Annotated in this window: 11 protein-coding genes; all 11 read right to left on the reverse strand. The window is 29.1% G+C overall.

The genetic code is table 11. From position 1 onward, the window contains the following. Positions 1-31: 31 nt before the first annotated feature. Positions 32-1,369: a D-alanyl-D-alanine carboxypeptidase family protein gene (locus tag F1564_RS08470; protein ID WP_018450496.1), complete on the reverse strand. Its 1,338-nt coding sequence runs from the start codon at positions 1,367-1,369 to the stop codon at positions 32-34. A 471-nt stretch (positions 1,370-1,840) separates the two neighbouring features. Continuing rightward, a complete protein-coding gene (locus F1564_RS08480; RefSeq protein ID WP_018450495.1) occupies positions 1,841-3,031 on the reverse strand; it encodes a M50 family metallopeptidase in 1,191 nt (396 codons plus the stop codon). Positions 3,032-3,143: 112 nt separating this feature from the next. Beyond that, on the reverse strand, positions 3,144-3,683 hold the full coding sequence (locus F1564_RS08485; protein ID WP_018450494.1) for a cell division protein SepF: 540 nt from the start codon (positions 3,681-3,683) through the stop codon (positions 3,144-3,146). 11 nt (positions 3,684-3,694) lie between these two features. Further along, positions 3,695-4,378 carry a YggS family pyridoxal phosphate-dependent enzyme gene (locus F1564_RS08490; RefSeq protein WP_018450493.1) on the reverse strand — a complete coding sequence of 228 codons (684 nt, stop codon included), beginning with the start codon at positions 4,376-4,378 and terminating at the stop codon, positions 3,695-3,697. Between the two features lie 210 nt (positions 4,379-4,588). Continuing rightward, a complete protein-coding gene (gene hemW / locus F1564_RS08495) occupies positions 4,589-5,863 on the reverse strand; it encodes a radical SAM family heme chaperone HemW (protein WP_018450492.1) in 1,275 nt (424 codons plus the stop codon). A gap of 128 nt (positions 5,864-5,991) precedes the next feature. After that, positions 5,992-7,182: a TonB family protein gene (locus F1564_RS08500; protein WP_018450491.1), complete on the reverse strand. Its 1,191-nt coding sequence runs from the start codon at positions 7,180-7,182 to the stop codon at positions 5,992-5,994. A 52-nt stretch (positions 7,183-7,234) separates the two neighbouring features. Then, positions 7,235-9,310 carry a TonB-dependent receptor gene (locus tag F1564_RS08505; RefSeq protein WP_232053374.1) on the reverse strand — a complete coding sequence of 692 codons (2,076 nt, stop codon included), beginning with the start codon at positions 9,308-9,310 and terminating at the stop codon, positions 7,235-7,237. A gap of 63 nt (positions 9,311-9,373) precedes the next feature. Continuing rightward, complete coding sequence (locus F1564_RS08510) at positions 9,374-9,793, reverse strand: ExbD/TolR family protein (protein ID WP_018450489.1); 420 nt, start codon at positions 9,791-9,793, stop codon at positions 9,374-9,376. Between the two features lie 20 nt (positions 9,794-9,813). After that, positions 9,814-10,446 carry a MotA/TolQ/ExbB proton channel family protein gene (locus tag F1564_RS08515; RefSeq protein WP_018450488.1) on the reverse strand — a complete coding sequence of 211 codons (633 nt, stop codon included), beginning with the start codon at positions 10,444-10,446 and terminating at the stop codon, positions 9,814-9,816. 233 nt (positions 10,447-10,679) lie between these two features. Beyond that, positions 10,680-12,266, reverse strand: coding sequence for a PAS domain-containing protein (locus F1564_RS08520; protein ID WP_018450487.1), 1,587 nt, complete (start codon positions 12,264-12,266; stop codon positions 10,680-10,682). 332 nt (positions 12,267-12,598) lie between these two features. Then, positions 12,599-14,317 (reverse strand): phospho-sugar mutase, encoded by a 1,719-nt coding sequence (locus F1564_RS08525; protein ID WP_018450485.1) that lies wholly within the window; start codon positions 14,315-14,317, stop codon positions 12,599-12,601. Positions 14,318-14,537 lie beyond the last annotated feature (220 nt).

The following is a 14,537-nucleotide window of genomic DNA, read 5'->3' on the forward strand; positions in this document are numbered from 1 at the left end:
TTGAGCCGTTATAAAAACAGCTCTTTTTATATTATCTCATAATTAATTCTCCACTATAAGTCAACGTTCCATCAGTTGCAACATAAGTTCCTACAATTTTGCCTCTGCTATTCTTATTCACTCCCGAATTTAAGTTTACTGTATAAGTCAAATTTGGTCGTTGAGTTGCAGTTATTTCTACATCTTTTGTAGGATATAAGTTATATTTATTTTCACCTATTTTTGCTACCGCCACTATATCATTTTTACTTATAATTTTCATTTTCTTTGCTGAATTATTACTATTATTATTTTTACCAAAAATTGTATTGAAGAATTGCTCTATTTTATTTCCTTTTCTAGTATTATTATTTTCAGCATTACTGCTAGCTTCATTACTATTATTGCTGTTATCGTTATTATTGTTTTGATCGCTATCATTATAATTATATCTGTTCTTGTTACTGTTCCCACTATTATAATTACTATTGTTGTTATTACTTGCATAAGCATAGCTGCTGCTTGTACTATTATTTTTCTTTGCATAGCCATTTATATAATAATCGTTTATTTCTCTTGCTCCAATTGCATTTCTATCTTTCGCATGATTTGAACCTAAAATAACAGCTATCATTCTATCGTCACCCCTATTTGCCGTCAATACGATATTTGAACCTGCGGCATCGTGGTAACCTGTTTTTAATCCGTCTACTCCTTGTACATTTCCTAAAAGTGTGTTTGTAGAAGTTACTTTTGTATTTCCGTTGTCAATATATTCTACTTTATTTTTTGAAAAATTTAAATATTCACTATAATCTTTTAATGTTATTTGTGCCAATTTATACAAATCACGTGCATTGCCTTGATCCATGCAAGAACCTGTATAACTAGGCGGCAATCCATTTGGAGAACAGTATCTTAGGGAATCTAAGCCATAACTTCTTGCCTTTTCATTCATAGAACGTACAAAACTTGGAACATCTCCTCCCACATATTCAGCAAGTGCATAGGCGGCGTTATTTGATGACTTTATAATTGTAGCCTTTAATAAATCCCTTACTGTATACTGTTTCCCAGCAGTCAATTTTACTCCATAAGGAACTGAAGCTGCTTTTGATGAAACTGTTACCTTATCATCATAGGAAATTTGACCAGATTTTATTTTATCTAATGTCAATATTGATGTCATAATTTTTGTAACCGATGCTAAAGGCCGAACTGCTAAACTATTGTCTTCCTTTATAATATTTCCATTTATATCCCCAATTAATAATGCCTTGTAATCGTGATAATTCTCGCCTTCAGCAAATGAAAACGCTGACATAGCCAAAAATACCATAGATAACACCATTTTTTTACTTCTAATACCAATTTTTACTTTTTTTCTCATTTCCTTTTCTTTCCTCTTTTCATACCTAATAATTTTCCTAAAGGTTATTATACTATTTTATTATTAGTTTTTCATTTGTAATTTTTTTGTAAAGAGAAAAAATTTATTTTCTTAATTTGAAATCGGAAATTAATTATAACAATATCATTAATTATATATTAAAATTATATAAAAAATTATTAAAACTTCTGTAAATGCTTCTGCCTTAACTTTTACTTTTCTGAAAAATCATCTAAATTTTCTTTTGTTTCTTTAAATTTATTTTCAAATTTTTCTTTCAGTTCCTTATACTTAAATATTTATTTCCAGTTTTCTTCCATATTCTTCTGTCAATTCCAACAAAACTTTTAAGTAAGCCTTTGTAAAATCCCAAGACACAATATTTTTAAATTTTCATTCTATTTTTCTTCACTTATAAATATTATTATTATTTATTTCATAACTTTTATTTTTATAATTAGCCAAACTTTCTTAAAAATATTTTGTAACATCGAAAAACACAATAATCATCATCAATACAAGTAAGAATATCATTCCTATTAAATGTATTTTTTCTTCAATTTTTTTATTAATTTTAATTCCAAAAAATTCAGGAATTATAAAAATCAATCTTCCTCCATCAAGTGCAGGAATTGGCAGCAAGTTCATAATGCCAATATTTATAGAAATTAAGATAAAGACACCAAGCATAGCAAACAGCCCTCCTTGACCATAAGCCTCTCCAATAACTTTAGGAAGCCCTACAGGACCTGTCATTTCCTTCATTGCGACTTTTCCCGTTACAAGCATTTTAACGCCGTCAAGCGTCAGTTTAAAATAATCTCCAAACATAATAAAACTTATTTTTATTCTTTCTCCAAATGTTGATTTTTGGCTTAATAAATGAATTCCAAGGATATTGCTTCTAGTTTTTTCGTTATAAGCTAATTTTACATTTTCAGTAATTTCTTTATTATCTCTTAATACTTTTAAGATGACATCTTCATTTTTATAATTTTGACTAATTTCGCCAATTTTTTTAGTCATTTCACTCCAATTTGCTATATTTTTACCATTAATTGTTAAAATCTTGTCATTTACCTTCAATTTTCCATTTGCTTTTGAATTTTGCTCAATTTCTCCAACAATTGCCTGTGAATATTGAGGAGGCACAACTCCTGCAATAGAAAGCATTATGTATAAAGCAACTAAAGCAGAAATAAAATTCATCACAACTCCTGCGATTAGCACAATAAACCTGCTAAATGGCGATTTCGTAAAAAATCCATTTTTCTGTATATTTTCTTGTCTTTTTAATTCTTGTTTTACAGCTGCATCTAATCTTTTTTTCACTTCACTAATAAATTGTTCATCTTTAATCTCATTATTTTCACTATTTATTTCATCTTTTAATTTTTCAATAATTTCATCCATTCTTTCCTTCTTAAATGCTTCCAAATCAAACTTTTCAGGCTGCATTCCTTCAATATTAACAAATCCTCCCAATGGTAAAATTCTGATTGAATAAACTGTTTCCTCCTTTTTTACTGAAAAAAGCCTTGGTCCCATTCCAATTGCAAATTCTGTAACAGGCATTCCAAAATACTTAGCTGTAGCAAAATGTCCCAGTTCATGTATAAATACTATGATTCCTAAAATTATTATTGTAAAAATTATTCCCATTATTCACTCTCCATTTTTTTGTTTATATTTTTAGATTATCAAAAAATACTGCTTTAAATGAGAAAATCTCAAAAAAAGCAGTTAAATTCTAAAACTTAACTTTTACATTTGATTATAAGTAAGTACCTTCGCCTTCATCTTCTCCTAATGAGGCATCAATATCTTCATAATCAATTTCCATTGGAATAGAAGTTAAAACTTTGTCAGTAACTTTTGACAAATGTGCACTCATCGCATAAGCAGCCCCACTTACAAAATCTATTACTCTTTGTCCTACTTCATATTCTAAAAATTCCAAACTAAATGTTACAATTTTGTTTTCCTTTATTGCATCTGCAATTAATCTCGAGTCTTCAAAAACCTTTGGTCTAATAATCGAGACATTTACTTTAGATGTTGGCATTTTTGTAATTTCCTCCTTTTTTCCTACGCCAAAAAGACTTCCTATTCCTTTTTTTTCTTCTGGCTGTTTTTCTGTTTCTACACGATTTGCTGTTGTTTTGTGCTGAACTTTAGACTGCTGATTTTGTTGTGGCTGTTCTGTTGCCACTTCTTTTTTTTCATTTTCTGACGATTCTTCAGATAATTCATCTTCATCTTCATCTTCGATGTCATCGCCAAAAAATTCCATTAATTTTCTCTTAAGTCCCAAAGCATAACCTCCTACTTAAATAATTTACTTCCTATTCTAATTATAGTTGTACCATTTTTTAGTGCTTCCACATAATCATTCGACATTCCCATAGAAAGAGTTGTAATATAATCATATTTTTTTTGATATTCTTCCTTTAAATCTCTCATATTTGAAAAATAACTATTTATTTCCGCTTCACTTGCCTCAAATGGAGCCATTGTCATAAAACCTATTATTTTCACATTGCTCATAGAAAAATATTTCTCGCTATTTTTTTTAAAATCTTCAATATAAACTCCTGTTTTAGATTCTTCCTTTGAAACATTAATTTCAATTAAACCATTTATAATTCTATTATTTTCAATAGCTTTTTTATTTATTTCTTCTAAAAGTTCATAAGAATCTATCGAATGTATTAAATTCACACTATTAATTATATACTTTATTTTATTTTTTTGCAACCTTCCAATAAAATCCCATTTAATATTTTTATATTTTTCACCTGAAAATTCATTTAACTTATCCCGATAAAGCTGAGCCCGATTTTCACCAAAGTAATCGTATCCCATTTCAATTAGAGCTTTATGTTCTTCAACATTAAAATACTTACTTACAAACAGAATTTTAACTTTTTCAGGATATGGAGAATATTTTTCTATATCTTCCAAGATCTTTTTATAATTTTGCTGAATTTTTAAATTATTAAGTTCCATTTTTACTCCCTTTAACTCATTTTACACTGTTATAACAAATTGTTTCAAAGTTAAACTTAAAAACTTTATGATTTTATTCAAATTTTAGGTTCATTTAAGTCTTAATTATTAAAACTATTTTTATTACATTATAAAACATTTTCTACTTACATAATCTTCTATCAAACACAAATATGACATTTTTACAATTATTTTATTATAACCTTTTTTCTAAATAAATTCAACAAATACATCATTTGCTAACAACATTCCCCTTTGTGTCAGACGAAGCCTCATTTCATAAGTATTTTCAACTATTTTATCACTAAAATTTTCATTATTTTTAACTTTACTTTCTATTTTTTTTTCTTTTGTAGCAATTTTTTTTCTTATAGTTAATTTTTCCAATAGTCCATTTTCTATAAGTTTTTCAACTTTCTCATCTTCAAAATACTCAATTCCCTCTTGAATAAGCCGCAGTCCCAGCATTTTCTTTAATTTCTTACTTTCAACTTCATCCACAATTTCAATCGTATTTTCATCAATTGGCAATCTTTCATCATCAACCAAATTATAATATTTCTTAAAAGTTCGCTCATTACTATGTCTGTTATCACCAAAATAACTAGCTGAACTCATTCCAACACCAATAAATTTCTGATTTCGCCAATATTTCAAATTATGTCTTCCTGCATTTTTCTGCAATTTCTTTAAATCTTCAAATTTTCTTATTTTACCAATTTTAATATCTTTACCATCAATTCTCGCAAAATTAGAAATTTCATACTGGCAATATCCATTTTTTGTAAAAAAATCAATAATTTTTTCATACATTAGAGCTTCCAAATCCTGATCAATCTCAGATAAAATTCCCTTTTGCAATTTGCTCCAAAAAACCGTCCCTTCTTCCCAAATAAGCGAATAAATTGAAACATTTTCAGGTTTTAACACCTTCAAAATATCAAGATCCCTTTGCAAATCCTCAATAGTTTGATTAGGAATCCCAAACATCAAATCCACTGTAATATTGCAAAATCCTGCTTTTCTTGCCATTTTATAAACATTTATCGCATCCTCAGAACTATGTTGCCTTCCAATAAATTTTAAAACATGATCCTGAAAACTCTGAATCCCAATACTTAACCTATTTATACCAATTTTTCGAAATTTTTTCAACTTTTCAAAAGTCATATCTGTTGGATTTAATTCTAACGTAATTTCAGCATTTTCAGACCAATCAAGTTCATTTAATATTTCACTTATCATTTCGACAGGCAGTAGAGAAGGCGTTCCCCCGCCAAAATAAATTGTATCATATTTAATTTTCGGATACATTCTAATCTCTTTAATCAAATAATTTGTATATTTTCTATATTCCTTTTCCATTCTCACAAATGTGCAGAAATCACAATATTCGCATTTTTTATCGCAAAATGGAATGTGAATATATATTGCATCAACATTTTTTATTTTTAATGCTTTAATATTTCTTGCTTCAACCATCATTTTTTTACCTTTTTTAAATTGCTTATTATATTTTACCATATCTAAGATGTGATTTCAAACTTTTTGAATCAATATTTTGATAAATAAAATATAAGGGAGAAAATATAACTCCCTTTTTACCTTTCTTATTATCTCAATTCAAATTTAAATGATCTTGATATTGTACATTTCAAAGTTTCAGGATTTTTTATTTTCACTCTTATTCTACTAGCTGCTCTCCTTGCCTCTTGCTGAAAAATCGAACTTCCTCCCGAAACTGAAATCACACTGACAGAACCACTGCTATTAAAACTAAATCTTACTGAAACTGTAACAACTCCTTTATTTCCAAGCCTTTGTGCTGCAGGAGGATAACTCAAATTTGGATTATATGAAACTGTAAAATCCTTTCCTTCGTTACAAACATTTATATTTTCCTCTTTACCTTTTTCTACATTTCTTCTTTGTTCAATATCATGATTTTTATTAGAATTTTTGCTAGTTTTTTCTAAATTCCCTGTCTTTGAATTACCTCCACTTTCAACTTTTGCATTAATATTTCCTCTGTTATTTCCATTTTTTCCACTATTTTCGCTATTTCTCACTTTTTGAACAAAAGAATCACTTTTATCATTTTTATTAGTACTGTCTACCTGATTCTCATTTCCAGCAATACTATTAGTTTTTACTTTATAAATATGAGAATTATTTTTGCCATTTCCAGCAGTGTTTTCTGAAATATTTTTTGAAATATTTGTAGATGTTGATACTGTGTTTGTCAGATTTTCTTTTGAAATTACTTTTATGTTCTCATTTTTTTGTGAAACTTTTTCAGTATTTCTCGAGGAAAGTATTGATTTTACTGGCGAGGTTGATGAAATACTGGAAATAGCCTGTGAAATATCCCTTTTCTTATTTTCTAGTGAAAATACTTTTGGCTGTTCTTTTTCTTGTTCATTTTGTGAGATTGTCTTAATATTTTCAGTTTTCCGACTTTCTTTCTGATCGTTTAAGTTATTAATTTTTTCTGAGTTAGATTCAGAATGTGAATTTGAGATTTCATTTTTTTGTGAAACTTTTATTTTTTCAGAATTTCCAGTATTTTTAGTGTCATCAGAATTCTTTACACTCTCATTATTTCCAGATTCTCCATTTTTCTCTCCAATATTTTCATTTCCAGCTGTTCCTTGTGAAACACTTTGGAATACACTTTCGCTTAAATTTACTGTTATTGGCTCATTTTGCTTACTTTTCTTTTCACTACTATTAGAAACATAATAGGCTGCTGGAATAAACAAAACCATAACATTTAAAATAATTGAAATTATATAAAATTTCATTTCTTCCCTCTCTTTAACGCTCTAAACAAATTTATGAAATAAGTTCACTTTTCTAAAATTCATAACTTGCTCCAATGTAATAAGTTCGTTCGTCAGCTGGTGAATATACTGTATTTCCTGTAAGCGGGTCTTTTCCTTGAGCAACATTGTATTTTTTGTTAAATACATTTTTTACTCCTGCATTAAGCCCAAATCCACTTTGATGTTTGTATTTTAAACCTAAATCTGTTGTAGAATATGAAGGTATTTTATCATTGTAAGTATCCACTGAACTTGAATAATAATTTAAGTTAGCAGTAGTTCTCAAACCATCTGCTATTTCATAGTCAAGCCCTAATGTAACTTTTGTAGATGGAACTCCCGGTATTTTTTGTCCATCTTTAAAATTATAAGTTGTTGAAGTTAGCACATCATCTCCAACTTTTTTAATTTTAGCATTTACATATGTAAATGATTCATTTACTCTCAATTTACCTAGATATTGTTCAGCAAATAGTTCTACACCTGTTCTTTCGGTAGCTTTTAAATTATGGAATGTCCATCTTGCTGTACTTGGCCCTCCCAGCACTCCGTGATCCATATTCAAATATATTTCATTATTTGTTCGTGTATGAAACGCTGTAGCACTTACAAACGAATTCCATAACATATCTTTAAATCCTGCTTCATACGTATTAAATTTTTCGGTTTTTAAATTATTTAAAGTATAATTTCTAGCTCCTGGTGCATAATCAACAAATTCTGTTGCAGCTGGTGATCTAAATCCTCTTTCATATTTCACATAAACATTTCCTGTATCAGAATATTTGTAATTAAGTCCTAATTCATAAGCACTATTATTGTCTTTTCTTGAACCGTGCATTTCTCTTGATGGAATAGTCACAAAGCCTCTTCCGCCAGGTATCGGCATTCTTGTAGATGGAACTTCCCTATTCGTTTTATATTCCGCTCTTTCGTATCTATATCCTGCTGTTCCCTCTAAATTACCAACAATTTTATGCCGTCCCAGCAAATAAAACGAGCTTGTCTTTTTCGCCAAATCAACATTCATAATTGGTGTACCAAATATAGTTTGCTCTCTACTTCCTTTATGGTCGATGTAGTTATATCCAAAAATTATATTCCCATTTTCAAGCCCATAATTTCCCTTAAAATTGATTCCTTTTTTATTATCTTCAAATTTCGTTTTAGGCATTCCGTACATAATTTTATTTGTATCCTGTTTATATCCTGTCAATGATAATTTCAAGTTATCGGTAACTTTCCCTTCGTATCCCAAGCTATATTCTTTTCTATCAATATCAAGATCACTCAAAGTTCCAGACTGTCTTCTGTCACCCAAAAGTTGCGATTTTGTTAAATCTGATGCCAATGTTTCTTCTGAATTGTATCTCGCCGCCTTAAATTTTAAACTGTGATTATCTGTTATATTATATTTCAAGCTCCCATTCAAATATTCATACGCTTCTTTAGAACCTCTTCTATACCCTTTTCCATTAACATTTTCATATCCCAAATCAATAATAAATTTATTATCATAATTAATTCCTGTATCAAATCCTAATTTATTTGTTCCATAAGAGCTATTTTGATAATAAATTTTACCTGAAGCTCCTTCTTTTGTCCTATTTTTTGTAATGATGTTTACAACTCCACCTCGAGTTCCACTTCCATACAGAACTGTTCCTCCACCATTTATTACTTCCACTCGTTCCACATCATTAACTGATATTGTATTCAAAGGAATATAAGCATGAGAAGTATCAATTGTATCCATAGCAATATCTCCATCAATCAAGATTTTTACTGAAGAAACTGCTTTAGAAATATTCGCACTCGTTCCCAATCCAAATCTTCCTTGCCCTCTAATATCTACTGCTGAACCAAATCCAGTTTGTGTAATATTAATTCCTGGTGCCTGTTTTAATATATCTTCTACAGTATTATACCCTTTTTCCTTAATATCCTCCGACGTAATAATAGTTACATTTTTTATCTGATTGTCAACATTATCGCTAAATCCTGTCGCTGTTACAACTACCTCTTCAAGTTTTCCTTCATATTTTCCCTCTGCATATAAAGAAATACTAGCTAAAATTAAACTTAAAATCGCAAATTTTTTTAACATAAATTTCATTCCCGCATGACATTAATACACATCTGCCATGCTCTCCTTTCTTCATTCTATATATTATTTATTATTTTTTTGTATATTAAGACTAACATTTTTTACATTCTCATTCCGCAATTTTGACATTATTTCCACAATATAGCCATATTCCAAATGCTCGTCCGCTGTCAATGCAACATTTTCAAGCATCTCTTTCGGCAATCTCAAAATCTCATTATGAATATTCTCTCCCGAAATTTCTTTAACATTATTTCCTAACTTCAAAAAATATTTTTTTTCTCTATTAACTATTATTTCTATCTTTGCCTTCTCTTTTTTATCAAATTTAGCATCTGATTTAGGAACCGAAAGCTGAAATTGTGAATATTTATTAAATGTCGTAGCAATCATAAAAAATATTAATAGCATAAATATGACATCTATAAGATTAAGCATTGATATTTCTGCATTCTGTCTACTTCTTCTGTTAGAAAATTTCATTTTTTATTCCTTTCAATACTTTATAATTTTTTTTTCACTCTTCCCATAATATGTAAAGCCGCTCTTTCCATTTCTAAAGCTACTGCATCTATTCTTCTATTAAAATAATTATAAAAAATTAGTGCAGGTATTGCTACAATTAGACCAAATGCTGTTGTATAAAGTGCTTCTGATATCCCAGCCGCAACTGTTTTTGAACTTTCAGCACTTGCAGACAATGCTGAAAACGATGTTATCATCCCAGTAACTGTTCCAAGAAGCCCCAACTGCGGTGCCGTATTTACAACTGCTCCAAGAAGCCACATTCCTTTTTCCAGCTTTCCTGTCTGTCCTAAAACCGCTTCTTTTATTACCTCTTCAAGATATTCCTTCTCCGATTCCTCAATTTTATCCAAATCTAAATCTATATTTTCCATCGTTTTTGTAATAATTTTAGAAACTGAATCTCTTTTTGATTTTGCAATCTTAATAATTTCTTCTTTACTTTCTGTCTTCAACGCTTTGTAAAGCTGTTTCCTATACTCTCTGGTAAACTCTTTTTCCTTCATAAGAAAAATCCATAATTTTTCCAGAATTACCGCAACTCCACAAATAGAAGCCAGCAGTATTCCCCACATAAATATTCCACCTGCAATAAAATAATGTAGCAACATTCATTTTTCCTTTCTATAAATTATTTTGATAATAATAATATTTTATATCATAAATTTATGTATGTCAAATGTTTTTTGACAATTCAACTAAATTTTAAAAATAAAAAATGGAACTGCTAAATTTAAAGTATGCAAATAATAAAAATTTATGCTTTCCATACAATTTTTTCAGCAAGTCCCAAATTTTTTTTAACTCCTATGCTATGTTCTAACTCGTATTCTTTCCATAAAAACTATTTTCCAGTTTCATTTCTTCTAATTTGATTAGAGATTCTTTCTATTAACTCATCTAGAGGAAATCCGCCACGCATCGCAATCATATCAAGCGTTGCAACTTTAGACATTATCATATATTGAATTGGATCAAGCAGTTTTTTGTATGTAGGCGACAATGTTGGCATAAATTCTCTTATATAAGGATATTTATCTATTATTTCTCCAATTATTGTATTTTCTGTTAATCCATAAGGATTTTTATCTTCTTCAAAATCTTTTTCATTCTCTTGATTAATTTCAGATTTTTTAGGTTTTTCCCAAGTTACAAGCGTTCTCTTTCCTTCAAGGCTTCTTATTCTCGTAACATCTTGCATCATCTCAAGAACTCCTTTAAATATACCTTTTTCATCTCTCACAGCTACATAATAGATATAAATAAATTTCCCATTCATTTCAAGCCAAAAATCCACTTCATCTTGCTCATTATTTCTAAATGCATCAATTATTTCCAAAACCGAAGCAACACTTTCTCTTGGATGGCAATTTTTAACATCTCTTCCTATAACTCCCGCACTTCTAGGAAAAATTCTATGTTTCGTATCAGTATAAAACTTAACAATCTCATTTTCATCCACAAAAGATAAATCCACTGGCATATGTTGGAAAATTAAGTTTATTTGTTCCAAAGTAAGTTTTCCTTGTTTAACATCTAGCACGTCAGATTTTTCTCCGCCTGTATTCATATTATATTTTGAAAGAAGTCCCGCTAAGTCGTTCATAAAATTACCTGTTTGAGACGTATTTATATTTACATTTTCCTCTTTTTCAATTTTTTCCTCTTTTTTCTCAGGCAAAAATCCTTCAGGCTTGTCAATCAGGAAATATCCAATCTCATCATCGCCACTTCTCATATTTCTAAATTCTTCTTCAGTAATCATTTTAAGCGAAGTTGGAAATAAAATCTCTTCTTCCTTATGCATTATATCCAATGTCAATTCCCAAGCAATTTCCTGTTTCGCATAAAATTCTTCCATTTTATCTTCCATTAACAGCTTTCTAGCCTCACTTATATTATCCCTGACTGCATTATCAAAAGTCCACATTATTCTAGACGGTCTGTCAAACCCTTTACTTTCAAGTATCGAAAATAACTGATGCTGTTTTCTAGCTAAGTGTGTCAAATTAAATGTATAAAGTTTATCGTAAAACTCCAGCCATCTATTTTTTATAAATTTCTTATTTAATTCTTCCTTCATTTCAGCAATCAGCTTTCTAGCCGCTTCATTTTCCCTCAAATAAGTTTTTATTGGATGTCCCTCAGGCAACGAAGAATCTTCTCTTTCAATAATTTCATCAAATAAATCAAGCACATCATCCATCTTATCGTGAACAGTTGCATCGTCAAATCCTAAATCCTTTATTTTCTGCTCAGAATAGGCAAACTCAGCAGGAGTTATCTTTTTATCCTTAAAAGTTTCCTTTATCCGCCTTCTTGTCGTTTCAACATCCGCTGTTCCCTCTATATAATCTTTCTTAATTTCAGTCATTTTCTCAATCAAATCAAAATTTATATTCAAATGATCCTTCATATTCGCTTTTTCCATAAAAAACACCACCTCATATTTTATTTTTTAATTAAAGTTCAAAATCTTTTTACAAATTAATTTTATTTAAAAAATATTTGATTATAAAACTTCTATTTTATTTTATCATATTTTTATCTTTAAAATATGTAACTTATGGTACATTTTCAAAAAATAATCCAAATTTTAACTGCTTTTGGTAACCAATATTTTCATTTTTTTTCAATTTTCCAATAAAAAAGCAGGAAAAGCATTCTCGATACAAGAATATTCCTGCCTCTATATATTTTATTTTTTACTTAATTTCTATTAAGTTCTTATTTTTTATTTCCTAAAATATTTATGTTCAAAAATTAAACTTCGATAAATTTAGAAAATTCTTCCATTGTTTTATCAAGTTTAGCTTTGACATTTTCATTAGAATCTGCATTTACGCTGAAATAGAATTTAATTTTTGGTTCTGTTCCAGATGGTCTTGCTGTAATAAATGTGTTGTCTTCCAACACGAATTGCAACACATTTTCTTTTGGCAATTTAATTTCTTTTTCTTCACCAGTTTTCAAATTGTATTCTTTATGTGTGAAGAAATCTCTTTTAATTTTAATTTTCTTGCCAAGCAGTTCATCTTTTACATTTTCTCTCAAGTTTCCCATTAATGCTGCCATTTGTTCAATTCCATCTTTACCTTTTAAGGTTACTGATTTGATTCCTTCTAAATAATATCCGAATTCTTCATACAATTTTTGTAATTCTTTGTAAATAGAAGTTCCTTTTGAGTTATAATAAGTTGCCATTTCAGAAATAACCATTGAAGTTACTAAAGCATCTTTATCTCTTGCATGAGTTCCTATCAAATATCCATAGCTTTCTTCAAATCCAAATAAATATTCTCCAGCCAATTCTTTATTTTCAAATTGTCTAATTTTTTCTCCAATATATTTAAATCCTGTTAGTGTTTTCATAACTCCAACATTTTTAGCTGGAGCGACAACATCAATCATCGGTGTAGAAACTACAGTTGTTATCACTTTTGCATCTGATGGAATATCTTTCTTATAGTTTAATAAGTATTGCAATAGCAATAACCCTACTTGGTTACCATTTGGATAATACCATTCATCTTTGTCATCTCTTATTGCAATTCCGATTCTGTCTGCATCAGGATCATTAGCTAAAATTAATTTTGCTCCAATTTCATTTGCCAATTTTGTTCCCAATTTAAATGCCGCTACTTCTTCAGGATTTGCATAAACTACTGTCGGGAAATTTCCGTCAGGCTCAATTTGTTCTTTTACAACTTCAAATGAATATCCAAATTCAGATAAAATTCTCTTCATTGGTCTTCCACCAGTTCCGTGAAGCGGTGTATAAACAATTTTGAAGTCTTCTTTTCCTGGAATATCTGTATGTATAGTTTGTTTTTTGATTGCTGCTATATAATCGTCATCAATTTGATGATCAAGCTGAATAATTAATCCTTTTTCTCTTCCTTCTTCTTCAGAAATAACTTTTATTTCTTCCAATGTCCCAATCTTATTTACTTCTTCAACAATTGCTGGTGCATGTGGATCGACAACTTGTGCTCCATCATCCCAATAAACTTTATATCCATTATATTCGGCAGGATTATGAGAAGCTGTAACGACTATTCCGGCCATACATCCTTTATATCTTACACCAAATGACAACTCAGGAGTTGAACGTAAGCTTTCATAAATATATGCTTTAATTCCATTTGCTGCCATTACCCTTGCAGTATTCAATGCATATTCCCTCGAACCTATTCTACAGTCATGAGCAATTATAATTCCTTTTTCTTTTGCCGCTTTTTCATCAAAACTTAACATATAATTTGCAAGTCCTTGAGTTACTTTTCTAATTACATATTTATTCATTCTGTTAGTTCCAATTCCACGAACTCCTCTAATTCCTCCAGTTCCAAAACTCAAATCTTTAAAAAATCTATCTTCTATTTCTTTTTCATTCCCTGCAATGCTTTTTAATTCTTCTCTGTCTTTTTCATCAATGGCATCTGAATTTAGCCAATATTCATATTTTTTAATGTAGTCCATGGTATTCCTCCTAAAGTTTTATTTAAAAATTTAATTTTAGTATATTTTTTTGTAATGAATTTCTCTACACCCTATTTTAATTTTACCACATTTATTTCAATTAACAAGTATCTAAATGAAAAAAAATTATGTTTTTTTTTACTAAATAAATTTAATTTTATATTTAAAATAGAGGTCTATTTTTTAATTATAGTTTATTTTTTTAAGAAATAGAAAATGA

This window comes from Leptotrichia shahii (assembly GCF_008327825.1).
Classification (GTDB): Bacteria; Fusobacteriota; Fusobacteriia; order Fusobacteriales; family Leptotrichiaceae; genus Leptotrichia; species Leptotrichia shahii.

Excerpts from the sequence above, each read along its gene's own strand:
- F1564_RS08520 (WP_018450487.1), bottom strand. The coding sequence starts at position 12,266 with ATGGAAAAAGCGAATATGAAGGATCATTTGAATATAAATTTTGATTTG.
- F1564_RS08525 (WP_018450485.1), bottom strand. The coding sequence starts at position 14,317 with ATGGACTACATTAAAAAATATGAATATTGGCTAAATTCAGATGCCATT.
- F1564_RS08470 (WP_018450496.1), bottom strand. The coding sequence starts at position 1,369 with ATGAGAAAAAAAGTAAAAATTGGTATTAGAAGTAAAAAAATGGTGTTA.
- F1564_RS08515 (WP_018450488.1), bottom strand. The coding sequence starts at position 10,446 with ATGTTGCTACATTATTTTATTGCAGGTGGAATATTTATGTGGGGAATA.
- hemW (WP_018450492.1), bottom strand. The coding sequence starts at position 5,863 with ATGATGGTTGAAGCAAGAAATATTAAAGCATTAAAAATAAAAAATGTT.
- F1564_RS08490 (WP_018450493.1), bottom strand. The coding sequence starts at position 4,378 with ATGGAACTTAATAATTTAAAAATTCAGCAAAATTATAAAAAGATCTTG.
- F1564_RS08480 (WP_018450495.1), bottom strand. The coding sequence starts at position 3,031 with ATGGGAATAATTTTTACAATAATAATTTTAGGAATCATAGTATTTATA.
- F1564_RS08500 (WP_018450491.1), bottom strand. The coding sequence starts at position 7,182 with ATGAAATTTTATATAATTTCAATTATTTTAAATGTTATGGTTTTGTTT.
- F1564_RS08510 (WP_018450489.1), bottom strand. The coding sequence starts at position 9,793 with ATGAAATTTTCTAACAGAAGAAGTAGACAGAATGCAGAAATATCAATG.
- F1564_RS08505 (WP_232053374.1), bottom strand. The coding sequence starts at position 9,310 with ATGTTAAAAAAATTTGCGATTTTAAGTTTAATTTTAGCTAGTATTTCT.